Below are 21,727 nucleotides of genomic sequence, written 5' to 3'. Positions count from 1 at the left end.
GGGGGGATTCAGACGCGCTCGATGATGGTGGCGACGCCCATGCCGCCACCGATGCACAGCGTGACGAGGGCGCGGCGCAGGTCGCGGCGCTCGAGCTCGTCGACCATCGTGCCCATGATCATCGCGCCGGTGGCGCCCAGCGGGTGGCCCAGCGCGATGGCGCCGCCCATGACGTTGGTGCGCTCGTGCGGGAAGCCCAGGTCCTTCATGAGCTTCATCGGCACGGCGGCGAACGCCTCGTTGATCTCGAGCAGGTCGATGTCGTCGACCGTCAGGCCGGCCTTCGCCAGCACCTTGTGGCAGGCGGGCGTCGGGCCGGTCAGCATGATCGTCGGGTCGGCGCCGGAGACGGCGGTCGCGACCACGCGGGCCCGCGGGGTGAGGCCGTTCTTCTTGCCGGCCTCCTCGCTGCCGACCAGCACGAGCGCGGCGCCGTCGACGATGCCCGACGAGTTGCCGCCGTGGTGCACGTGGTTGATCTGCTCGACCCAGTGGTACTTCTGCAGCGCGACGGCGTCGAAGCCGCCCATCTCGCCGATGCCGGCGAACGACGGCTTGAGGCCCGAGAGGCCCTCCATCGTCGTCTCACGCATGTGCTCGTCGTGGTCGAGGATCGTCAGGCCGTTGCGGTCCTTGACGGGCACGATCGAGCGGTCGAAGGCGCCGTCGGCCCAGGACTTGGCGGCGCGGGTCTGCGACTCCAGCGCGTACGCGTCGACGTCCTCGCGGGAGAAGCCCTCGAGCGTCGCGATGAGGTCCGCGCCGATGCCCTGCGGGGCGAAGCCGGTCTTGAAGTTGGTCTCCGGGTCCATGGCCCAGGGCCCGCCGTCGGAGGCCATCGGCACGCGGGACATCGACTCGACGCCACCGCCGATGAGCAGGTCCTCCCAGCCGGAGGCGACGCGCTGCGCGACCTGGTTCACGGCCTCGAGGCCGGAGGCGCAGAAGCGGTTGAGCTGCACACCGCCCGTGGTGTCGGGGTAGCCGGCGGCGATGGTCGCGGTGCGGGCGATGTCGCCGCCCTGGTCGCCGACGGGGGAGACGCAGCCGAGGACGACGTCCTCGATCTGGTCGACGTCCATCTCGGGGTTGCGGGCCTTGAGCTCGTCGAGCAGGCCGACGACCAGCGAGACGGGCTTGACCGAGTGCAGGGACCCGGTCGCCTTGCCCCGTCCACGCGGCGTGCGGATGGCGTCGTAGATGAATGCCTCGGTCACGGGTGGTGTCCCTTCTCCAGCGGCGTCGAGCACCGGAATGCTCCGCGCTCCTGGCAGTCATGATGGACTGTTTGTGTCAGGTGTCAACGGGGTGCCCGGTGACGTTACCGGCGGGTAGGCACGAGGAGTGAGCCGCCTCCGCCCCGGAGGCGGTCGGCTCGCCGCACTGACGGTCAACGTTGACCGTCAGGCGACCGTCGGCGACGATCGGTCGTCGCCGGGGAGCCGAGAGGAGGACCGCATGGCCGCAGGGAACGGGGCGAGCGCGCCGACGTCGCCGGGCGCCGAGACGGGCACGCGACGCGGGGCCACGGTCCGGCGCTCACGCGAGCAGCGCACCTCCGACAGCCGCCTGCGCATCCTCGACGCCGCGGTCGCCTGCCTCGTCGAGTCGGGCTACGCGGGCACGACGACGTTGACCATCCAGGCCCGGGCCGGCGTCTCGCGCGGGCGCCTGCTGCACCACTTCCCGTCGAAGGAGACGCTGCTCGTCGCGGCGGCCCAGCACCTCGCGGCCACCCGCTTCGCCAGCGACGGCCTCGCCTCGGCGGAGCTGCCCCCGCAGGCCGACGACCCGGGCGCCCGCCTCGACCGGATCGTCGACGTGATGTGGACGACCTACCAGGAGCCCTACTTCTGGGCCTCCACGGAGCTGTGGACCGCGGCGCGCACCGACCCGGCCCTCGCGGCGGCCCTGCTGCCCGCCGAGCGACGGCTCGGCGCAGCCATCCGGCAGACCCTCGACGCGGTGTTCGAGGCGTACGCCGAGCACGAGAACTACCCGATGGTCCGCGAGATGCTGCTCACCGGCATGCGGGGCGTCGCCCTGACCTACGGCTTCGACCCGCGCGAGGCGGCGACCGACCCGCACGTCGCGCAGTGGAAGCAGATGTGCCGGGTCCTGCTGCTCTGACCTACGTGCGGCCCTGCCGGACCTCCCGCGCGTAGGCCTCCGGAGTGCGTCCCAGCGCCGTCCGGAAGTCCCGCACGAGGTGGGCCTGGTCGGCGTAGCCGAGGGCGCCGGCGACCTCGGTCCAGCTGACCCGTGCCCCGTCGCGGACCGCCTCCGCGGCCTCCAGCAGGCGATAGCGCCGGATCACCCACGTCGGGGAGACCCCGGCGCAGCGGGCGAACGAGCGCTGCAGGCTGCGGCCGCCGATCCCCGCCCGGGCCGCGAGCTGGTCGAGCCGTCGCACCTCCCGGTCGGTCTCGGCGAGCCGGGCGACCGCGGCGACCTCCCGGGCCTGCGCCACACGGTCGGGAGCGGCCCGCGAGACCGCCTCCCCGAGGCCGTCGACGAGCACGGCGACGCGGTGCGGCTCGGCCGCCGCGCTGTCCTCGGAGTCCGGCCCCATGGCCGCGAGCAGCGTCGACGCGTCCAGACCGGCGATCATGTCGAGGGGCACGACGCGGTCCCGCAGGGTCGAGACGTCCTCGACGAACGCGCCGAAGCCGCCCACGGTCGACTTCGCTGCGACCGTCCACCCGGTCCCGGCGAGTTCGCGGTCGACCAGGTCGAGGAACACGCCGTTGAGCAGGGCCTCCGGCTCCGTCCGGCCGGTGCGCGCGTCCGGGGTGCCCACCGAGACGTTGAGCGACGGGTGGGGGAGGACCTCCTGGCGATGGTTGCCGCCGGGCGGCAGCGACCACCGCACCGCCCACACGAAGTCGACGAGGCCCGCCAGGTCGGTCGGCACGCCGTGGCGCACGAACGACACCCGCTGCTGCAGCAGCCACGGATCGAGGATCCCGCGGCTGTCGCGGGCCACGGGGCGCGGACCGGTCACCGCGCCAGTCTCCCCGGCCCGTCGCTCCGCTCGCCACGTCGCCCCCGGCCCGTCGCTCCGCTCACCACGTCGCCCTCGGCCCGTCGCTCCGCTCACCACGCTGTCGCGGAAGTTCAATCCCGACGACGGGTCCGCCCGCCAGGCTCGTCGTCATGACCGACACCCGGAGAGAGCTGAACGACGTCCTCACCGACCTCGCCGCGCTGGTCGACACGGTCGACGGCGACCGGTGGCACGCCCCGACGCCCTGCACGGACCTCGACGTCGCGACCCTGACCGACCACGTGGTCGGCTGGTCGACGACCTTCGCCGCGGGCTACGCCGACCCTCAGGGACGGGCGCCGGCCGGCCCCACCGAGGTCGACGGGAACCGGGGCGAGGCGATCCGCGCCGCGGCCGCGACGCTCGACAGCGCGCTGGCCGGCGGCGCCGCGGAGCGCCCGCTGTCCCTCGGCGAGGCGGCGATGCCGGGGGAGATGGCGCTGTCGATGATCCTCTGGGAGTACCAGGTGCACGGCTGGGATCTGGCGGTGGCGCTCGGCCGGCCGTGGAAGCCCGCCGAGGAGGGGCTCGAGGCGTCGCTCGCCTTCGCGCCGATGATGCTCACCGACGACTACCAGGGCGAGGGCAAGCCGTTCGCCCCGCGCGTCCCGGTGCCGGACGACGCGCCGGCGCTGGACCGCCTCGTCGCGATCTCCGGCCGCGACCCGCGGTGGACGCCGCCCACCTGAGGTGCGCTGCGCGCCTGGGAGTACTCATCCGTGCCTCAGCGCGGATGAGTACTCACAGGGCGGTACGCCACCTAGATCAGGGACTTCAGCGTCTCCAGCTGGGACTTCACGGCCTCGTGCTCGGGGTTCAGCGGCATGATGTTGAGCTGGGTGACCCCGGCCTCGGCGAACTGCTTGAGCTGCGTGCGGACCTCGTCCTCGCTGCCCACCAGCGACACGGCGTGGGCCAGCTCGTCGGGCACCGCGGCGGCGGCCTCGTCCTTCTTCCCGGCGAGGTAGAGGTTCTGGATCTCCTCGGCCTCGTCGACGTAGCCGTACCGCTGCATGAGCTGGTTGTAGAAGTTCTTGTCCTTCGCGCCCATGCCGCCGATGTAGAGCGCCATGGTCGGCTTGACGTACTGCAGCATCTCGCCCGCGCCCGGCCCGATCGCCAGCCCGACCGCGGTCGAGATGCCGAGCGGGCCGAGCTCGGGCGCCCGCTTCGCCTTCCCGGCCGCGAGGGACTCGCCCCAGATCTCCTCGGCCTTGCCCGGGTGGAAGAACAACGGCTCCCACACCTGCACGAGCTCGGCGGCCAGCTGCACGTTCTTCGGGCCGAGGGCGGCGAGCAGGATCGGGATGTCCGCCCGGACCGGGTGGTTGATGAGCTTCAGCGGCTTGCCCAGGCCGGTGCCCTTCTCGGGGGCCAGCGGCACCTCGTAGTACTTGCCGGAGTACTGGACCTTCTCGCGACGCCACACCTGACGGCAGATGTCGATGATCTCGCGGGTCCGGCCGAGCGGGGCGTCGTACTTGATGCCGTGGAAGCCCTCGATGACCTGCGGGCCGCTCGCGCCGATCCCGAGCGTGAACCGCCCGTTCGAGACGTAGTCCAGACCGGCCGCCGTCATCGCCGTCAACGACGGGGTGCGGGTGTAGATCTGGATGATCCCGCTGGCCAGCTCGAGGCGTTCGGTGCGGGCCGCGATGTAGCCGATCTGGCTGATGGCGTCGAACGTGTACGCCTCGCGGACCGCGATCGCGTCGAGACCGGCCTTCTCCAGCTCGACGAGCTGGTCGACGGTCTCGCGGAACCCCTCACCGCTGTAGGCGAGGCTCATCCCGATCTTCACTGCTGGTTCCTTTCCCGGGGCTGGAGAAACGGTCGGGGCTGGTTCAGGCGAGCACGATCCGACCGATGATCTCCTTCATGATCTCGGTGGTGCCGCCGTAGATGGTCTGGATGCGGTTGTCCATGAAGGCCTTGGCCACCGGGTACTCCCGCATGTAGCCGTAGCCGCCGTGCAGCTGGAGGCACGCGTCGATGACCTCCTTGGCGGTCTCGGAGGCCCAGTACTTCGCCATCGACGCCTCGGCCGGCCCGAGCTTCTTCGCGTTGAGCTCGGTGATGCACCGGTCGACGAAGGCGCGGGTGACGGCCAGCTTCGTCGTCAGCTCCGCGACCTTGAAGCGGGTGTTCTGCAGCGAGGCGATCGGCCGGCCGAAGGCCTTGCGGTCCTTGACGTAGGTGATCGTGTCCTCGAGGACCTTCTCCGCGCCGGCCGTCGAGGCGATGGCGATGGAGAGGCGCTCGCGCGGCAGGTTCTGCATCAGGTAGATGAAGCCCTGGCCCTCCTGGCCGATGAGGTTGGAGGCGGGCACGCGGCAGTCGGTGAACGAGAGCTCGGCGGTGTCCTGGGCCTTCATGCCGATCTTGTCGAGGTTGCGGCCCCGCTCGAAGCCGGGGGTGTCGCGTTCGACCGCGATGAGCGAGAAGCCCTTGGACCCGGCGTCGGGATCGGTCTTGGCGACCACGATCACCAGGTCGGACAGGATCCCGTTGGTGATGAAGGTCTTGGCGCCGTTGATGACCCAGTCGTCGCCGTCGCGGACCGCGCGGGTCTGGATGCCCTGCAGGTCGGAGCCGGTGCCCGGCTCGGTCATCGCGATGGCGGTGATCATCTCGCCGGAGCAGAACCGCGGGAGCCAGCGCTCCTTCTGCTCGTCGGTGGTCAGCTCGGTGAGGTAGGGCGTCACGACGTCGTTGGCCAGCGGGAACCCCAGGCCGGAGAAGCCGCCGCGGGCGATCTCCTCGGAGAGGATCCAGAGGAACGTCAGGTCGTCGGAGCCGCCGCCGCCGAAGCGCTCCTCGACGTCGAGGCCCAGCAGTCCGGTCTTGCCCGCCTGCAGCCACACCTCGCGGCTGACGTGGCCCTGGGACTCCCACTCCTCGTGGTGGGGCGCGACCTCCTTCTCCAGGAAGTCGCGCACCATCTCCCGGAACGCCTGGTGTTCGTCGGTGAAGATCGTGCGCTCCACGAGCATGCTCCTCTCACGGGGGGAGACCTCAGGGTCCCCGGACCGAACGGTAACAGTCAAGCCTGACTCTTCCCGCTCCCCGAGGCGGCGGGCTACGGTGCCGCTCGCGGTGTGTCGCCAGTCACCGTGCTCCCGATTCGTCCGCTTCCGTCAGCCGAGGAGACGTCGTGACCGCGTCCACCCCGTTCCGCCTCACCGACGTCGTGCGCGACCACGCGCGTGACCACGGCGACCGGGTCGCCCTGACCGCCGGCGACACCCGGCTCACCTACGCCGAGCTCGAGGACCGGTCCGCCCGGGTCGCGGGCGGACTGCGCGACCTCGGGCTCGGCGAGGGCGGCCGCGTGGTGTGGATCGGCAAGAACGCGACGCCGTTCTTCGAGCTGCTGTTCGGTGCCGCCGCCGTGCGTGCCGCCGTCGCGCCGCTGAACCTGCGGCTCACGCCGGCCGAGCTGATCGACCTCACCGGGGACGCCGAGGCGGGCCTGGTCGTGCTCGGCCCGGAGTTCGCGGGGCTGCGGGAGAAGATGTCCGACCGGAAGGTCCTCGTCGTCGGCGAGGACTACGAGGCCTGGGTGGACGGCCTGACCGAGCGCGTCGACCCGTCGCCGGACCTGCGCGACGACGACGCGGTGCTGCAGCTCTACACGTCGGGCACGACGGGCCGGGCCAAGGGCGTGCTGCTCTCGCACGGCAACTTCGCCGCGCTGCTCTCGGTCGGCGGGCACTGGGGGTTCGACGACGACTCGGTCGGCCTGTGTGCCATGCCGCTCTTCCACATCGGCGGGTCCGGCTTCGCGCTCGTGTGCCTGTCGTTCGGGGCGCGGGTGGTGCTCGTCGCCGACATCGTCCCCGACCAGCTGCTCGACACGATGGAGCACGAGCGGGTCTCCAACGCCTTCCTCGTGCCCGCGGTGCTGCAGATGCTCTGCGCGGTGCCCGGGGCGGCCGACCGCGACTGGTCGCGGCTGCGCGCCGTGGCCTACGGCGCGTCGCCGATCACCGGAGCCGTGCTGAACAAGGTGCTGGAGACCTTCGATGCGCCGCTCTTCCAGGTCTACGGCGCCACCGAGACCACCGGCGCGATCACCCAGCTCGACCCCGAGGACCACGACCCGGACGGTCCCCGCGCCCACCTTATGCGCTCCGCGGGCAAGGCCTACCCGTGGGTGGAGCTCAAGATCGTCGTGGACGGCGAGGACCGCGGGCCGAACGAGATCGGGGAGGTCTACATCCGCTCCTCGCAGGTCACCGCGGGGTACTGGCGCCGGCCCGAGGAGACGGAGAAGGCCCTGACCGCCGACGGCTGGCTGCGCACGGGCGACGGCGGCTACCTCGACGAGGAGGGCTACCTGTTCCTCACCGACCGCATCAAGGACATGATCGTCACCGGTGCGGAGAACGTGTACCCGATCGAGGTGGAGAACGTCGTCGCCCAGCACCCGGCCGTCGCCGACGTGGCCGTCATCGGCGTGCCGCACGAGAAGTGGGGCGAGGAGGTCAAGGCCGTCGTCGTGGCGAACGAGGGCGAGACGATCGACCCGGACGAGCTGGTGGCCTGGGCCAAGGAGCGGATCGCGGGCTTCAAGCGCCCCCGCTCGGTCGACGTCGTCGACGCCCTCCCGCGCAACGCCACCGGCAAGATCCTCAAGAAGGACCTGCGGGCGCAGTACGGCGGGAGCGGGTCCTGACGACGGGTCGGCGCGGCCCCGGGCCGGGAGGTCCCGGCCCGGGCGGCGCCACGGGTCGGGACCGGGAGGGGCCGATGACCGACGATGGGGCCGGACCCGACCCCGGGCGGGCGGCGGACCTCACCGGCCGGGCGGTGCAGGCGGACGACGACGCCCGCGTGCTCGCCGCCCGGCTCGCCCGGACCGCGCTCGACGTCGCCGCGACGCTGGACCGCGTGGCGGCCACCCGCGAGGCGCGCGCCGCACAGGTCGGCGGCGCGGCCGCGGAGGTGTTCCGCGCGTCCGCGCGCCGTGCCCGGTCGATGGCGGAGAGCGAGCGCGTCGAGAGCCGGGAGCTCCGCCGCGCGTGGCGGCTGCCCGACTGAACCGCCCGCCCGGCCCGACTCGTCGTCGGGGGACCGGGGTACAGGACCGGGATGTGACGTCGCTCGCCTCCGTAGCGTACAGCATGTTACGGTCGCGGCCCGACGTCGTCGTCTCGAACGGAGGACTTCGCCATGAAGATCGTCGTGGACTACGACAAGTGCAGCGGACTCGGGATGTGCGAGTCGATGGCCCCGGACGTCTTCGAGGTCGAGGACGACGGCTCCCTGACCCTGCACCTCACCGAGGTGCCGGAGGGTCGGGAGGACGAGATCCGGCAGGCCTGCGAGGCCTGCCCGACCGAGGCGCTGTCGCTGCAGGACTGAGGGGCAGGACCGACCTGCTCGCGCCCCCGTCGCTCCGCCACCACGCCGCGGCGGGGGCCGTCACCGCCGACACCACGCGAGGAGACGCCCGACCATGACCACCGCCAGCGCCCCCGGCAAGCCGGACCACGACGGGCTCGACGTGTCGTCGCTGGACTTCTGGTCACGGTCGACCGCCGAGCGCGAGGAGACCTTCGCGCAGCTGCGGGCGGAGCGCCCGGTGTCCTGGCACCCGCCCGCCGAGGGGGTCATGGGCAAGCCCGAGGGCGAGGGTGGCTTCTGGGCCGTCGTCCGCCACGCGGACATCGCGTACGTCTCGAAGAACCCGAAGCTGTTCTGCTCGGGGCAGGGCGTGCAGTTCCAGGACGCGCCGCCCGAGCTGCTCGAGGCGAGCCAGTCCTTCCTGGCGATGGACTCGCCCCGGCACACGCAGCTGCGCAAGATCGTCGGCTCGGCCTTCACCCCGAAGCGCATCGCCCGGCTCGAGGAGACGATCGCCCAGCGGGCCGAGATGATCGTCGACGAGCTGCTCGAGCACGGTGACGGCGACTTCGTGCAGCTGGTCTGCCGGCGCCTCCCGATGTGGATGATCTACGACATGATGGGCCTGCCGGTCGAGCAGCAGAGCGATCTGGCCGAGGCGGCGGACCTGCTCGTCGCGGCCAACGACGCCGAGGTGCGCGGGGCCCACGGGGTCGACGATCCGCTGGAGCTCATGGGGCAGGCGCTGTTCGCCCTGCTCGGGCCCGGTCTGCAGATCGCCGAGGAGCGGCGTTCGCACCCGCAGGACGACCTGATGACGAACCTGGTGCAGGCCGAGGTCGACGGGCAGTCCCTGACCGACGAGGAGATCGGCGCGTTCTTCGTGCTGCTCTCCGTGGCCGGGAACGACACCACCCGCAACACGATCGCCCACACCGCCGTCGCGCTCACCGAGTTCCGTGACGAGCGCCGTCGCCTGGCCGGCGACCTCGACGGTCTGATGCCGACGGCGGTGGAGGAGATGGTGCGCTGGGCCTCCCCGGTGCTGACCTTCCGGCGGACGGCCACCGAGGACACCGAGCTGGGCGGGCACCGGATCGCCGCGGGCGACAAGGTCGTCATGTTCTACGAGTCCGGCAACCGCGACACCGAGGTGTTCACCGACCCGCTGCGTCTCGACGTCGGGCGCGACCCGAACCCCCACCAGGGCTTCGGGGGCGGCGGCCCGCACTTCTGCATGGGCAACATGCTGGCGCGCACCCAGCTGCGCGAGATCTGGCGCCGGCTGCTCACGGTCGCGCCCGACTTCGAGGTCGACGAACCCGCCCGGCTCACGAGCAACTTCGTCAACGCCGTGAAGACGCTGCCGATCCGGCTGAACCGCTAGGAACCGACCCGTCGCTCCAGGGCCTCCGTCGCGTGGGCACGCACGAGGACCTCGAACTGGTCGAGCTGCGCGGCGAGGTCGACGGGCGGGCCGGAGTGGTGGAGCTGCTGGTGGCCGACGAGCAGGCTCAGGGCGACCTCCGCCAGCGTCGCCGTGAGCCCGCCGTCGTCGATCAGCGGGGCGAGGACCTCCCGCAGGGCCTCCCGCCGCCGGTCGTCGACCCGCTGCTGCGCGGCGGCGACCACCTCGTCGGTGCCCGCCCACCGGCGGATCGCGGTCTCGGCGTCGTGCGGCACGGTGAGCGCCAGGCGTTTCATCAGCTCGACGCGTCCGACCGGGTCGGGTTCGCGGCGCACCAGCTCGATGAGCCGGTGCACCTCCTCCTCGGCCCAGTGCTCGAGCAGGCCCGCCACGAAGCCGTCCCAGCTCCCGAAGTGGTGGTAGAAGCTCCCGCTGGTCACGCCGACCTCGCGGCAGAGCCGCCCGATGCGCAGGGCGGGCAGGCCGGGTCCGGCGAGCAGGCGCATCGCCGCGTCGTAATAGGTCTCGGGCGACGCCGTGCGGGACATGGCGAGCTCCTTCCCCACGGTCTTGATCCACGACCGTAACGCACTATACGTTCTGTTCTCGCCGACGCGAGGACGCCGAGGAGGACACCGATGTCAGACACGGTCCGGCGGAGCCCGGCGCCCGCGGCCGTCACCGGGTCGCCGGTCGAGGTCGCGGTGCGTACCGCGCGCACGGCCTACGACTCCGGGCGCACCCGCTCGTTGCGGTGGCGCCGGACGCAGCTCGCCGCGCTCGAGCGCCTGCTCGCCGAGGCCGAGGACGAACTCGTCGGCGCGCTCGCGGCCGACCTCGGGCGTCCGGCGGTCGACGCGTGGCTCGCCGACCTGTCCTCGACCGCGGCCGAGTCGCGCTACGCGCGGAGGTACCTCGGCTGGTGGGCCCGCCCCCGGGTGACCGGCGTGCCCCTGGGCGTCGCCCCCGCCGTCGGGACCTGGCGTCCGGAGCCGCTCGGGGTCGTGGCGATCATCGGACCCTGGAACTACCCCGTCTACCTCACGCTCGCGCCGCTCGTGGCCGCCCTCGCGGCGGGGAACACCGCGGTGCTCAAGCCCAGCGAGTACGCGCCGGCCACCGCGGCCGCGCTGGGGCGGCTGGTGCCCCGCTACCTCGACCCGCAGGCCGTCACGGTGGTGCCGGGCGGCCCGGCCGAGACCCAGGAGCTCATCGGCGCCGGGGTGGACCACGTGTTCTTCACCGGCAGCCCCGAGGTCGGCGCGAAGGTCATGGAGACCGCCGCCCGCACGCTGACGCCGGTCACGCTCGAGCTCGGCGGCAAGAGCCCGACGATCGTCGACGCGAGCGCCGACGTCGCGGTCGCCGCCCGTCGCGTGGCCTGGACGAAGCTGATGAACTCCGGACAGACCTGCGTCGCGCCGGACTACGTGCTCGTGCACCGCGGGGTCGCCGAGGAGTTCCTCGCGGCGTTCACTGCCGCCGCCCAGGAGATGCGGAGGGGCGACCTCGCCATGCGGGTGGTGGACGAGCGGCACGCCGCGCGCGTCCGCGGCCTGCTCACCGGCCACGGTGGCCGGGTGGTCCTCGGCGGGGACACCGGGGTCACGACGGCGGGGGCGGGCGACCTGGCGGGCCCGGGGGTCGACCTCACCGTGGTCCTCGACCCCGACCCCGACTCCGCCCTGATGCGCGAGGAGATCTTCGGGCCGGTCCTGCCGGTGCTCACCGTCGACTCCATGGCCGAGGCGGTCGACTTCGTCGAGGCCCGGCCGCGGCCGCTCGCGACCTACGTCTTCTCCCGGACCCGCGCGACCGTCGAGGCCGTCCGGGACCGGATCGCGACCGGCGGGATCGTCACCAACCACACGATGTTCCACGTGCTCGTCCCGCAGCTGCCCTTCGGCGGCATCGGGCGCAGCGGGATGGGCGCCTACCACGGGAAGTGGGGCTTCGAGGCCCTCAGCCACCGGCGCCCGACCCTGCACAAGCCGACCTGGCCCGACCCGTCGCTCGTCTACCCGCCGTACGCGGAGTCGACGAGGAAGCTGCTCCGCAAGATCTTCTAGGAGGACCTGCGTGTACCCCGGGACCTATGCCGCCTCCGCCCCGGAGCGGCCCGCCGTCGTCGTCGCCGAGACCGGCGAGACGCTGACCTACGCCGAGCTCGACCGCGAGTCGACCCGGCTGGCCCGCGCCCTGCACGACCAGGGCCTGCGCCGCGGCGACGTCGTCGCCATGCTCGCCGACAACACGCCGTGGGCCTTCGTCGTCTACTGGGCCGCGCAGCGCTCGGGGCTCTACATCACGGCGATCAACCACCACCTCTCGCCCGACGAGGCCGCCTACATCGTCGACGACTGCGGCGCCCGCGTGCTCGTGGTCGCCGGGCAGCGGCGGGCGCTGCGCGAGCTCGCCGTCGCCCTGGTCGACCGGACCCCGGGGGTGGCGCACCGGATCTCCTTCGACGGCGCCCTCGACGGGTACGACGACGGGGCGGCGCTGCTGGCCGCGACCTCCGCGGAACCGCTGTCCGACCAGCCCCGGGGCGCCGACATGCTCTACTCCTCGGGCACCACGGGTCGGCCCAAGGGCATCAAGCCGCCGCTGCCCGACCGCCAGGTCGACGAGCCCGGCGACCTCATGCTCGCCGTGTTCGGCCGGCTCTACGGCTTCGACGAGGACACGGTCTACCTCTCCCCGGCGCCGGTCTACCACGCCGCGCCGCTGCGCTACTGCGGGATGATCCAGTCGACCGGCGGGACCGTGGTGCTGATGCAGCGCTTCGACCCCGAGGGTGCCCTGGCCGCCATCGCCGGCCACCGCGTCACCCACGGGCAGTTCGTGCCGACGATGTTCGTCCGCCTGCTCAAGCTGCCGCAGGAGACGAAGGACGCCTACGACGTGTCGAGCCTGCGCGTCGTCGTGCACGCCGCCGCGCCGTGCCCGGTGGACGTCAAGCGGGCCATGATCGACTGGTGGGGCCCTGTTCTGCAGGAGTACTACGCCTCCACCGAGGCCAACGGGGTCACGCTCATCGACTCGCCGACCTGGCTGGAGCACCCCGGCTCGGTCGGCCGCGCCGCGCTCGGCGTCGTCCACATCTGCGACGACGACGGGCACGAGGTCCCCACCGGCGACGTGGGCACGGTGTACTTCGAGCGCGAGGAACTCCCCTTCGCCTACCACAACGACGAGGCGAAGACGCGGGCCGCGCAGCACCCCGACCACCCCACCTGGACGACGACGGGTGACCTCGGGCGCGTCGACGAGGAGGGCTTCCTCTACCTCACCGACCGCAAGAGCTTCATGATCATCTCCGGGGGCGTGAACATCTACCCCCAGGAGATCGAGGACGCCCTCGCGCTGCACCCGGCCGTGCTCGACGTGGCCGTGGTGGGGGTCCCCGACGAGGACATGGGCGAGTCGGTGCTCGCGGTGGTCAGTCCGGAGGGCGAGCCGTCCGACGACCTGGCCGAAGAGCTCCTCGCGCACCTGCGCGCGCGCATCGCGGGCTACAAGGTGCCGAAGCGGCTCGTGTTCGACGACGACCTGCCCCGGACCCCCACCGGCAAGCTCGTCAAGGGACAGCTGCGCGAGCGCTACGCGGCGGCGGGCGCCGCGTGAGCACCGACGCCCACCGGGGCGGTGCCGGCTCGCCGCTGGTGCTGCTGCACGGCGCCTCGGTGTCGTGGCGGTCGTGGCAACCGGTGCTCACGCCGCTCGAGCGGGAGCACCGGGTGTTCGCGCCGACGATGCCGGGGCACCGGGGCGGTCCGGTGTGGGACACCGCGCTGGGCCCCTTCACGATCGACCGCCTCGTCGACGGCGTCTGCGCCCAGCTCGACGCGGAGGGGATCGACACCGCGCACGTCGTCGGGAACTCCCTCGGCGGCTGGGTGGCCCTCGAGCTCGTCCGGCGCGGCCGGGCGCGCTCGGCGGTGGCGCTCTCGCCGGCCGGCGCCTGGCGCTCGGGCTGGGACCTGCGTCGCCTGCTGTGGACCTTCCGGGTGCTCCGGGTCGTGGCCCGCCCGTCGTTCGCGTCGGCGCTCGCCGGGAGCCCGCGCCTGCGGCGTGCCCTGCTGCGCAAGACGATGGAGCACGGGGAACGGGTCGGCCCGGAGCTGGTGCCGGACATGATCGCCGACGTCCGGCAGTGCGACGTCCTGCTGCCGCTGCTCGACGCCGCCGTGGACCACGGGTCCACCCGGGTGCTGCGGGACCTGCCCTGTCCGGTGCGGATCGCCTGGGCCGAGCACGACCGGATGATCCCGTGGCGGTCCTACGGCGCCCCGATGCGCCGTGTCGTCCCGGACGCCGAGTTCGTGCGCCTGCCCGGCGTCGGCCACGTGCCGATGTGGGACGACCCCGCCCTCGTCGTCGACGCGGTCCTGGGGGTCACCCGGGCCGTCGACGGCCGCGAGCGGGAGGCGATCTAGCCCCGGACGTGCTCCAGGACGAGGTCCGCGAGCTCGTCGGGGGCCTCGTCGGGAATCCAGTGCGACACGCCGGACAGCACGGCGAGCCGGTGCGGGGCGAGGACGAACCGGTCGTTGTTCTCGACGGCGGCGCGGGTGATGAAGCCGTCGCCGTCGCTCCACACCTGCAGGGCGGGGCGCTGCACCGGCCGGCGGGTGTAGCCGGGGGCCGCGAACGGCAGCGCGCGGTACCAGTTGAGCGGTCCGGTCGGGTACGGCGAGACGGCCGCCGCGTCGCGGGCGGCCTGCTCGCGGCCCGCCCCGGTCCGGCGCAGGATCGCGGCGAAGCGTCGCTCGTCGCCGACCAGCAGCTCGGGCAGGCGGGGCAGCTGGAAGGCGCCCATGTACCAGGAGTGGGGCAGCTGCGGGCCGGCGTACATTGCCCGGAGGAACGCGGCGGGGTGCGGCACGGACACCCCGGTGACGGTGCGGACCAGCTCCGGCCGGTGCGCCGCCAGGGCCCAGGCCACGACCGCACCCCAGTCGTGCCCGACCACGTGCACCGATCCGGCGCCGGACGACTCCACCAGCGCCGCGGCGTCGTCCACGAGGTGCTCGATGCGGTACGCCCGCCGCCCCGCGGGCCGGGCGCCGGGGGAGTAGCCCCGCTGGTCCGGGGCGAGCGTGCGCAGGCCGGCAGCGTGCAGGTGCGCGGCGACCGGGCCCCAGGACGCCGAGGTCTGCGGGAAGCCGTGGAGCAGCAGCACCGTCTCATCGGCGTCCGCGGGCCCGGCGTCGACGACCTCGAAGCGCAGGGAGCCGTGCGTGAACGCGGTCAGCCGGGTCATGGCGGACATGGTGCCCGAGCCGACCCCGCGACACGTCGCCGAACGACCCCCCGCGAGGGGGTGGTCACGTTACGGTCGGCGCCGACGCGACCCGGGTGGGTGTGCGAGACCGTCGGAAGGACGCGATGAACCCCCGTGTGCGGCTCCTGATCATCCTAGCCGTCGTCGCGATCGTGCTCTACTTCGTCATCGCCCAGCCCGACAACGCCGCCGCCCTCGTCCGCGCCGTCCTCGCCGCGATCGGCCAGGCGGTCGAGCAGATCATCCGGTTCTTCCGTCAGCTGACCGCCTGATCCCGCGGGGTGAGGATGCGCCGGACGAGGTGCATCGCGAGCACGACGGAGCGCTCCCGCACGTCGCCGCGCGCCCCGGGCAGCACCGGGTCGCGGACGATCTCGGTGCCGTCCGCGGTGCGCACGCAGAAGCAGACGTAGCCGACCGGCTTCTCCTCGGTGCCGCCCCCCGGCCCCGCGATCCCGCTGATCGCCACCGCGACGTCCACCCCGAACCGCTCGATCGCCCCCCGGGCCATCGCCTGCACGGCCTGGGTGGACACCGCCCCGTGGGTGTCGAGGACCTGCTGCGGGACGCCGAGGAGGTTCGCCTTCGCCTCGTTCGAGTACGAGACGATGCCGCCCTGCACGTGGGCGGACGCGCCGGCGGGCTCGGTGAGCCGACCGGCGAGCAGGCCGCCGGTGCAGGACTCGGCGGTGGCGATGGTGTGGCCCGAGAGCAGGTCGAACAGGATCTCGTCGATGGTCTCGCCGGTCCGGGAGAACACCGCCGCACCGTGGCGGGCGTCGATCTCGGCGACGACGGCGTCGTGCGCGACCGCGGCGGCCTCGTCGCCCGGGGCGCGGCGCAGGTCGACCTCGAGGGCGAAGTCGCGCAGGCAGGTGACGATCTCCAACGGCGCGAGGTCGGTGTGCTCCCCGACCGCGCGCAGCGTCGCGGCGATCTCGGACTCCGGCACCCCGAACAGCCGCAGGTGGGTCTCGGCGAACGGCTCCGTGCGCTCGAGCAGGGCCTGGACCGGCGCGGAGGCGACCGCGTCGTCCCACATCCCCTGCACCTCGCGCGGCGGGCCGGGGAGCACCAGCACGGTGGGGCGGTAGTCGTCCCCGGGCGGTACGGCGAGCCCGGGCGCGGTCCCGACCGGCGGGATGGCCGTGGCCCCCCGCGGGACCATGGCCTGCTTCCGGTTCGCCTCGGCCAGGGCGTCCGCGTCCCAGTTCAGGCGGTCCGCGAAGCGGGCGATGATGTCGCCGACCACCTTCTCCATGTGCTCGTCGAGCTCGAGCGGTCGGCCGGTCAGGTCCGCGACGACGGCGGCGGTCAGGTCGTCCGCGGTGGGACCGAGACCGCCGCTGGTGACGACGAGGTCGAGGCCCGCGAGGGACCGCAGCGCGGCCGCCATCTCCTCGGGACGGTCGCCCACCAGGACGATCTCGGTGACGTCGATCCCCAGCCGACCGAGACGCTCGGCGATCCAGGGCCCGTTGGCGTCCCGCACCCGGCCCGCGAGCAACTCGCTGCCGGTGGCGACGATGCCCGCCGTGACCCGTGCTCCCGCGGCCATCCGCTCCTCCTCGTGGCGACGACGCTGCGACCCCGTCATCCCACCAGGGCCGAGCCCGGTCCGCCGGACGGCTGCAGCGGTGCCCGACCGTGGGGGAGACGCACCTCAGCGTGACGCTCCGGGTCGCTCGGACGCTCGGTTTCCCACAATTGGTTCATCCGGGTGATGTACGGCGCCCCGGATTCGCCAGGATTCTTGCGTAGAGTGAGCGGGTACCTGATGGGGTGACGCCGGAGCGCGTCGGGACGAGGCGGAGGTGGGAGCGGTGCGGTCGTCGACGCCCACGCTCCGCCCCGCACGGTCGACCCGTGCCCGCCCGGCCCGTCCCGCCAGCGGGGCCCGGCGGTGACCGGGCCGGTCCTCGCGAGCGTCGCGGCGGGTGCGGTGTGCCTGCTCGTGGTCGTCGCCGCGGCGCTGCGGGCGTCCCGGCGCCGCCGCTCGTCCGACCTGCGGACGCTGGGTGCCGTCGGGCGGGCCCTCGCTGCGCACGCGAGCCGCCGGGGCGCCGACGACGGGCGCATCGCGGCCCGGGCGGTCGCCGAGGCGCTGCGGGTCCGCTACGACGCCCGGCGCGTGGTCCTCGCCGTCGCCTCCGTGGTCGAGTACGCGGGGGTGCCACTGCCCGGGGACGTCCGGGCCGTCGACCTCGTCGCCCCGGACGAGGCGTTCAGCCCCGCCCGGGGGGCCTCCCGCTGGCACCGCCGCACCGCGCCGCCCGCGGTCCGGGGCTGGATGGCGGCCCGACGCGCGACCGAGGTGCTGGTCGCCCCCGTCGCCGCGCCCGAGCTCTACGACGCCGCCGGCGAACCGATGTCCTCCCACGTGGTCCGGGCCCGCCGCGGGGTGGTGGAGATCCACGACCCCGGTCGCGGCGGGTCGCGCCGGCCGGGCGGCCGGGCCCGCCCGCGGCCGTCCGTCGTCCGGGGCGAGCTCGCCCTCCTGGCCACGATCGCCCGACAGGTCGGCGCCGAGGTGGAGAACACCCGGCTCGAGGCGCGGTTGCGGCGCGACGCCCATCTCGACCCGCAGACCCGCCTGCTCAACCGGTCCGGGTTCCTCCAGGCGTGCGCGCGCGAGCTGGGCGACGGCACGGGGGCGGTCGCGGTCGTCTCGTTCGGACTCCTCGACCAGGTCAACGACACCCTCGGGCACGCCGGGGGCGAGCACTTCGTCGCCCTCGCGGCCCGCCGTCTCGGCGCGGTCTGCGACAGCGTGCGGGCCGCGAGCGTCGCCCCCGGCGCCCGCCTCGCGGCGCGGCTCGAGGGCGACACCTTCGCCGTCGTCGTCGCCGGGGTCGACCCGGGCACCGCGAAGCTCAGCGCGGAGGAGATGCGCGAGCACCTCGCGCGGCCGCTGCTCCTCGAGGGCATCCCGTTCGAGGCGCCGGTCCTCGTGGGCGTGGCGGCGGCGGGGGTCCCCGGGCTCGCCGGTGAGCGCGACCCGCACGCGCTCGCGTCGCGCCTGCTCGCCCGCGCCGACGTCGCGCTCACCGCGGCCCGCGCCGCCGGTCCGGTGCGCTGCTACGAGCCGAGCATGGGCGAACGCGCGGACCGGAGGCTCGCCGTGATCCGCGGCTTCGGGCCCGCGGTCACCGACGGTCACCTGCGCGTGCACTACCAGCCGACCGTCTCCCTCGAGGGCCGCACGGTGCTGGGGGTGGAGGCGCTCGCGCGCTGGGAGCACCCGGAGCTGGGGGCGCTCCTGCCCGACGAGTTCGTCCCGGTCCTGGAGGCCACCGGGCAGATCGGCGGGCTCACCCGCTTCGTCCTCGACGAGGCCCTGGCCGCGGCCCGCCGCTGGCTCGACCGGGGCCGCCGGCTCTCGGTGGCGGTGAACCTGTCGGTGGGATCGCTGGACGACGACTTCCCCGAGGTGGTGGCCGCGGCGCTCACCCGCCACGGCGTGCCGCCCGAACTGCTGACGCTGGAGGTGACCGAGAGCGGGGTCTCGGTGGAGCGGGACCAGGCCCTGCCCGCCCTGCGCCGCCTCCACGCGCTCGGGTGCCGGCTCGCCGTGGACGACTTCGGCACGGGGCAGTCCTCCCTGGCACACCTGCGCCGGCTGCCGGTGGACACGGTGAAGATCGACAAGAGTTTCGTGCTCGGCATGGGCACGGAGTCGGGGGACGTCGCCGTCGTGCGGGCGATCGTCGAGATGGGCCACACGCTGGGCCTCACGGTGGTCGCCGAGGGCGTCGAGAGCGCCGCCGTGCGCACCGCGCTCGCGGAGATGGGATGCGACGTGGCCCAGGGGTACCTGGTCTCCCGGCCCCTGCCCGCCGGGTGTCTCGAGCAGTGGCTGGACGCGCTCGCCGAGGCAGGGGGTGCCGCACAGGGCGCGGAGGGCGGCCCTGTACGCTGGTCACCGCCCGCAGAGACGGCGCCCGGCACTCCCGGGGCGGCCTGAACTGCAGCAGGACTGGCCCCTTTAGCTCAGTCGGCAGAGCGTCTCCATGGTAAGGAGAAGGTCTACGGTTCGATTCCGTAAAGGGGCTCGGCGAGAGGAGACCGGCGGGAACGTACCCGCCGGTTTCGTCATGCCGTGGCGGTGTAGCTCAGGTGGCAGAGCAAGCGGCTCATAATCGCTGTGTCGCCGGTTCAAGTCCGGCCACCGCTACCGGAACAGACGAAGTCGTAGTACTCGAGAGGACACTCCCATGGCCGCAACCGACGTGCGCCCGAAGATCACGCTCGCGTGCGAGGAGTGCAAGAACCGCAACTACATCACGCGCAAGAACCGGCGGAACGACCCCGACCGGCTCACCATCAAGAAGTTCTGCCCGAACTGCGGCACCCACCGCGGGCACCGCGAGACCCGCTAGGTCGACGCCCGCCGTGCCGCTGGACGCCTCCTTCGTCGGTCGCACCTGGCCGGCCCGCACCTACCGGGTGGGGGCCGAGAAGGTCCGTGAGTTCGCACGGGCCGTCGGGGCCACCGATGCGGTACACACCGACGTGGAGGCGGCCCGGGTGGCCGGTCACGCGGACGTGGTGGCCCCGCCGACCTTCCCGGTCGTGTTCACCTGGGAGGCCACGCGTGAGGTGGTCGACGACCCGGCCCTCGGCCTGGACTTCACCCGCGTCGTCCACCGCGACCAGTCGTTCGAGCTGCACCGGCCCGTGGTGGCCGGTGACGTGCTCACGACGGTCGTGACCGTCGCGGAGATCAAGGAACTCGCGGGCAACGACGTCGTCACCTTCCGGTGCGACGTGACCGACCCCGACGGTGTCGCGGTGCTGGTCAGCACCGCCACCCTCGTCGGGCGGGCCGGGGCGGACGCATGAGCGTGCCTGCGGTCTCCGTCGGCGACGAGCTCGAGAATCGCCCGGTCACGCTCACCCGCGCCGACCTCGTCCGGTACGCGGGCGCGTCCGGCGACCTCAACCCGATCCACTGGAACGAGCGTACCGCCACGGCGGTGGGCCTCCCCGGCGTCATCGCCCACGGGATGCTGACGATGGCGCTCGCCGCACAGTTCGTCGCGGACTGGGCCGGGGACCCCGCGGCCGTCCGGTCGTTCAGCACGCGCTTCACCCGCCCGGTCGTCGTCCCGGACGACGACGCGGGCGCGACGGTCATCCTCGGCGCCACGGTGAAGGCGGTCGACGACGACGGGTCGGTGACCCTCGGGGTCACCGCCGTCGGTCCGGACGGCAAGGCCGTCCTGGGCAAGGCCGTCGCGGTCGTCCGCGGCCGCTGAGCGGACTCCCGCCCCGCGGTCCGGCACGAGGGGCGTCCCCCCGTGCCGGTCCGTCGTGGACTCAGGACATCTCGGCGAGGAGATCGGCCATCCGGCTGACGCCGGCCCGCAGGTCGTCGTCGCCGAGGGCGTAGGAGAGCCGGAAGTAGCCCGGCGTCCCGAACGCCTCACCGGGGACGACGGCCACCTCGGCGTGCTCGAGGATCGCGGCGGCGAGGTCGACCGACGTCTTCGGGCGCTCCCCGCGCAGCTCCCTGCCCAGGAGTCCCTGGACGTCGGCGTAGGCGTAGAAGGCGCCCTTCGGCGTCGGGCACTCGACGCCGTCGATGGCGGAGAGCATCTCGACGATGGTCCGCCGGCGACGGTCGAAGGCGGCCCGCATCTCCTCGACCGCGTCGAGCGGCCCGGACACCGCGGCGAGGGCGGCCCGCTGCGCGACGTTGCAGACGTTCGAGGTGACGTGCGACTGCATGTTCGCCGCCGCCTTGACGACGTCCGTCGGGCCGATCAGCCAGCCGACGCGCCAGCCGGTCATCGCGTAGGTCTTGGCGACGCCGTTCACGACGATGCAGCGGTCGGCGATCCCGGGGACCGCCACCGGCATGGACACGTGCTCGGCGCCGTCGTAGACGAGGTGCTCGTAGATCTCGTCGGCGATCACCCAGATGCCGTGCTCCTCGGCCCAGCGTCCGACGGCCTCGACGAGCTCGCGCGGGGCGACGGCGCCGGTCGGGTTGGACGGCGAGCACCAGAGGAGGACCTTCGTCCGCGGCGTGCGCGCCGCCTCGAGGGCCTCGACCGTGGGCAGGAAGCCGGTCGTGGCGTCGGTGTCCACCTGCACCGGGACGCCGCCGGCCATCCGGGCGGCCTCCGGGTAGGTCGTCCAGAAGGGCGCGGGCAGCAGGATCTCGTCGCCCTCGTCGACGACGGTCGCGAAGGCCTCGAACACCGCCTGCTTGCCACCGTTGGTGATGAGCACCTGCGCGGCGGACACCTCCCAGCCGGAGTCGCGCAGCGTCTTGGCGGCGACCGCCTCGCGCAGCTCGGGCAGCCCGCCGGCCGGGGAGTAGCGGTGGTTCTTCGGGTCGCTGCACGCGGCGATCGCGGCGTCGACGACCGGCTGCGGGGTGGGGAAGTCGGGCTCGCCGGCGCCGAACCCGATCACGGGGCGGCCCGCCGCCTTGAGCGCCTTCGCCTTGGCGTCCACGGCCAGCGTCGCGGACTCCGCGATCCCTCCGATGCGCTCGGAGATGCGCCGATCGGTGGCGGCGGGGGAGGAGCCCCCCGAGGACGAGGACGTGACTGCGGTCATGTCATGGGATTCTCCCACGCACGCGCACGCCGATTCCGCCGGGAGGTCGGGCCGGGAGGTCGGGCCG

The 21,727-nt window shown here is 73.5% G+C and carries 22 protein-coding genes and 2 tRNA genes; 16 read left to right on the top strand and 8 right to left on the bottom strand.

What is annotated here, in order from left to right; genetic code table 11:
• Window positions 1-8: 8 nt before the first annotated feature.
• Complete coding sequence (locus tag BJ983_RS19385; protein WP_179795315.1) at window positions 9-1,217, bottom strand: acetyl-CoA C-acetyltransferase; 1,209 nt, start codon at window positions 1,215-1,217, stop codon at window positions 9-11.
• A 241-nt stretch (window positions 1,218-1,458) separates the two neighbouring features.
• Between BJ983_RS19385 and BJ983_RS19380 the strand changes: the two genes are divergently transcribed.
• A complete protein-coding gene (locus tag BJ983_RS19380) occupies window positions 1,459-2,130 on the top strand; it encodes a TetR/AcrR family transcriptional regulator (RefSeq protein WP_179795314.1) in 672 nt (223 codons plus the stop codon).
• Between the two features lies 1 nt (window position 2,131).
• On the opposite strand, the gene BJ983_RS32440 is transcribed toward BJ983_RS19380, so the two are convergent.
• Complete coding sequence (locus tag BJ983_RS32440; protein WP_179795313.1) at window positions 2,132-3,004, bottom strand: helix-turn-helix domain-containing protein; 873 nt, start codon at window positions 3,002-3,004, stop codon at window positions 2,132-2,134.
• 152 nt (window positions 3,005-3,156) lie between these two features.
• Between BJ983_RS32440 and BJ983_RS19370 the strand changes: the two genes are divergently transcribed.
• Window positions 3,157-3,735 (top strand): TIGR03086 family metal-binding protein, encoded by a 579-nt coding sequence (locus BJ983_RS19370; RefSeq protein ID WP_179795312.1) that lies wholly within the window; start codon window positions 3,157-3,159, stop codon window positions 3,733-3,735.
• Between the two features lie 71 nt (window positions 3,736-3,806).
• Here BJ983_RS19370 and BJ983_RS19365 read toward each other — a convergent pair whose 3' ends face one another.
• Together BJ983_RS19365 and BJ983_RS19360 are read right to left on the bottom strand one after the other, a co-directional pair.
• A complete protein-coding gene (locus BJ983_RS19365) occupies window positions 3,807-4,847 on the bottom strand; it encodes an LLM class F420-dependent oxidoreductase (protein ID WP_179795311.1) in 1,041 nt (346 codons plus the stop codon).
• Window positions 4,848-4,890: 43 nt separating this feature from the next.
• Complete coding sequence (locus BJ983_RS19360) at window positions 4,891-6,033, bottom strand: acyl-CoA dehydrogenase family protein (RefSeq protein WP_343054255.1); 1,143 nt, start codon at window positions 6,031-6,033, stop codon at window positions 4,891-4,893.
• 167 nt (window positions 6,034-6,200) lie between these two features.
• Here BJ983_RS19360 and BJ983_RS19355 point away from each other — a divergent pair, with 167 nt between their 5' ends.
• From BJ983_RS19355 to BJ983_RS19340, 4 genes are all read left to right on the top strand, one after another.
• The gene (locus tag BJ983_RS19355; protein ID WP_179795309.1) at window positions 6,201-7,724 is read left to right on the top strand and encodes a long-chain-fatty-acid--CoA ligase; all 1,524 of its coding nucleotides are present in this window, start codon (window positions 6,201-6,203) and stop codon (window positions 7,722-7,724) included.
• Between the two features lie 74 nt (window positions 7,725-7,798).
• Window positions 7,799-8,089 carry a hypothetical protein gene (locus tag BJ983_RS19350; protein ID WP_179795308.1) on the top strand — a complete coding sequence of 97 codons (291 nt, stop codon included), beginning with the start codon at window positions 7,799-7,801 and terminating at the stop codon, window positions 8,087-8,089.
• Between the two features lie 132 nt (window positions 8,090-8,221).
• Window positions 8,222-8,413: a ferredoxin gene (locus BJ983_RS19345; RefSeq protein WP_179795307.1), complete on the top strand. Its 192-nt coding sequence runs from the start codon at window positions 8,222-8,224 to the stop codon at window positions 8,411-8,413.
• Window positions 8,414-8,507: 94 nt separating this feature from the next.
• The gene (locus BJ983_RS19340; RefSeq protein ID WP_179795306.1) at window positions 8,508-9,782 is read left to right on the top strand and encodes a cytochrome P450; all 1,275 of its coding nucleotides are present in this window, start codon (window positions 8,508-8,510) and stop codon (window positions 9,780-9,782) included.
• Here the strand turns inward: BJ983_RS19340 and BJ983_RS19335 are convergent.
• Window positions 9,779-10,351 carry a TetR/AcrR family transcriptional regulator gene (locus tag BJ983_RS19335; RefSeq protein WP_179795305.1) on the bottom strand — a complete coding sequence of 191 codons (573 nt, stop codon included), beginning with the start codon at window positions 10,349-10,351 and terminating at the stop codon, window positions 9,779-9,781. The two genes, BJ983_RS19340 and BJ983_RS19335, sit on opposite strands and share 4 nt — an antisense overlap.
• 90 nt (window positions 10,352-10,441) lie before the next feature.
• Between BJ983_RS19335 and BJ983_RS19330 the strand changes: the two genes are divergently transcribed.
• The 3 genes from BJ983_RS19330 to BJ983_RS19320 are packed head-to-tail and all read left to right on the top strand — an operon-like array spanning window position 10,442 to window position 14,242.
• Window positions 10,442-11,872: an aldehyde dehydrogenase family protein gene (locus tag BJ983_RS19330; RefSeq protein ID WP_179795304.1), complete on the top strand. Its 1,431-nt coding sequence runs from the start codon at window positions 10,442-10,444 to the stop codon at window positions 11,870-11,872.
• Window positions 11,873-11,882: 10 nt separating this feature from the next.
• Window positions 11,883-13,430, top strand: a complete 1,548-nt coding sequence (locus tag BJ983_RS19325; RefSeq protein WP_179795303.1) for an AMP-binding protein — start codon at window positions 11,883-11,885, stop codon at window positions 13,428-13,430.
• Window positions 13,427-14,242, top strand: coding sequence for an alpha/beta fold hydrolase (locus BJ983_RS19320; protein ID WP_179795302.1), 816 nt, complete (start codon window positions 13,427-13,429; stop codon window positions 14,240-14,242). The genes BJ983_RS19325 and BJ983_RS19320 overlap by 4 nt, the downstream gene beginning before the upstream one ends.
• Here BJ983_RS19320 and BJ983_RS19315 read toward each other — a convergent pair.
• On the bottom strand, window positions 14,239-15,069 hold the full coding sequence (locus BJ983_RS19315) for an alpha/beta fold hydrolase (RefSeq protein ID WP_246325620.1): 831 nt from the start codon (window positions 15,067-15,069) through the stop codon (window positions 14,239-14,241). The two genes, BJ983_RS19320 and BJ983_RS19315, sit on opposite strands and share 4 nt — an antisense overlap.
• A gap of 125 nt (window positions 15,070-15,194) precedes the next feature.
• Here BJ983_RS19315 and BJ983_RS19310 point away from each other — a divergent pair, with 125 nt between their 5' ends.
• On the top strand, window positions 15,195-15,362 hold the full coding sequence (locus BJ983_RS19310) for a hypothetical protein (RefSeq protein WP_179795300.1): 168 nt from the start codon (window positions 15,195-15,197) through the stop codon (window positions 15,360-15,362).
• Here the strand turns inward: BJ983_RS19310 and BJ983_RS19305 are convergent.
• Window positions 15,347-16,648: a competence/damage-inducible protein A gene (locus BJ983_RS19305; protein WP_179795299.1), complete on the bottom strand. Its 1,302-nt coding sequence runs from the start codon at window positions 16,646-16,648 to the stop codon at window positions 15,347-15,349. The two genes, BJ983_RS19310 and BJ983_RS19305, sit on opposite strands and share 16 nt — an antisense overlap.
• A gap of 345 nt (window positions 16,649-16,993) precedes the next feature.
• Between BJ983_RS19305 and BJ983_RS19300 the strand changes: the two genes are divergently transcribed.
• From BJ983_RS19300 to BJ983_RS19275, 6 genes are all read left to right on the top strand, one after another.
• Window positions 16,994-19,054, top strand: coding sequence for an EAL domain-containing protein (locus BJ983_RS19300; RefSeq protein WP_179795298.1), 2,061 nt, complete (start codon window positions 16,994-16,996; stop codon window positions 19,052-19,054).
• Window positions 19,055-19,069: 15 nt separating this feature from the next.
• Window positions 19,070-19,142, top strand: a tRNA-Thr gene (locus tag BJ983_RS19295).
• 49 nt (window positions 19,143-19,191) lie between these two features.
• Window positions 19,192-19,264: transfer RNA gene (locus BJ983_RS19290), tRNA-Met, on the top strand.
• A gap of 40 nt (window positions 19,265-19,304) precedes the next feature.
• Window positions 19,305-19,469, top strand: a complete 165-nt coding sequence (gene rpmG / locus BJ983_RS19285; protein WP_179795297.1) for a 50S ribosomal protein L33 — start codon at window positions 19,305-19,307, stop codon at window positions 19,467-19,469.
• Window positions 19,470-19,482: 13 nt separating this feature from the next.
• Complete coding sequence (locus BJ983_RS19280) at window positions 19,483-19,932, top strand: FAS1-like dehydratase domain-containing protein (protein WP_179795296.1); 450 nt, start codon at window positions 19,483-19,485, stop codon at window positions 19,930-19,932.
• On the top strand, window positions 19,929-20,348 hold the full coding sequence (locus tag BJ983_RS19275) for a MaoC/PaaZ C-terminal domain-containing protein (protein WP_179795295.1): 420 nt from the start codon (window positions 19,929-19,931) through the stop codon (window positions 20,346-20,348). Before BJ983_RS19280 ends, BJ983_RS19275 begins: the two co-directional genes overlap by 4 nt.
• 61 nt (window positions 20,349-20,409) lie before the next feature.
• Here the strand turns inward: BJ983_RS19275 and BJ983_RS19270 are convergent, their stop codons facing one another.
• Window positions 20,410-21,660, bottom strand: a complete 1,251-nt coding sequence (locus BJ983_RS19270) for a pyridoxal phosphate-dependent aminotransferase (protein WP_179795294.1) — start codon at window positions 21,658-21,660, stop codon at window positions 20,410-20,412.
• Between the last annotated feature and the right edge of the window lie 67 nt (window positions 21,661-21,727).

It is taken from the genome of Actinomycetospora corticicola, from assembly GCF_013409505.1.
Lineage (GTDB): Bacteria > Actinomycetota > Actinomycetes > Mycobacteriales > Pseudonocardiaceae > Actinomycetospora > Actinomycetospora corticicola.
This window is presented reverse-complemented; position numbering and strand designations above follow the sequence as displayed.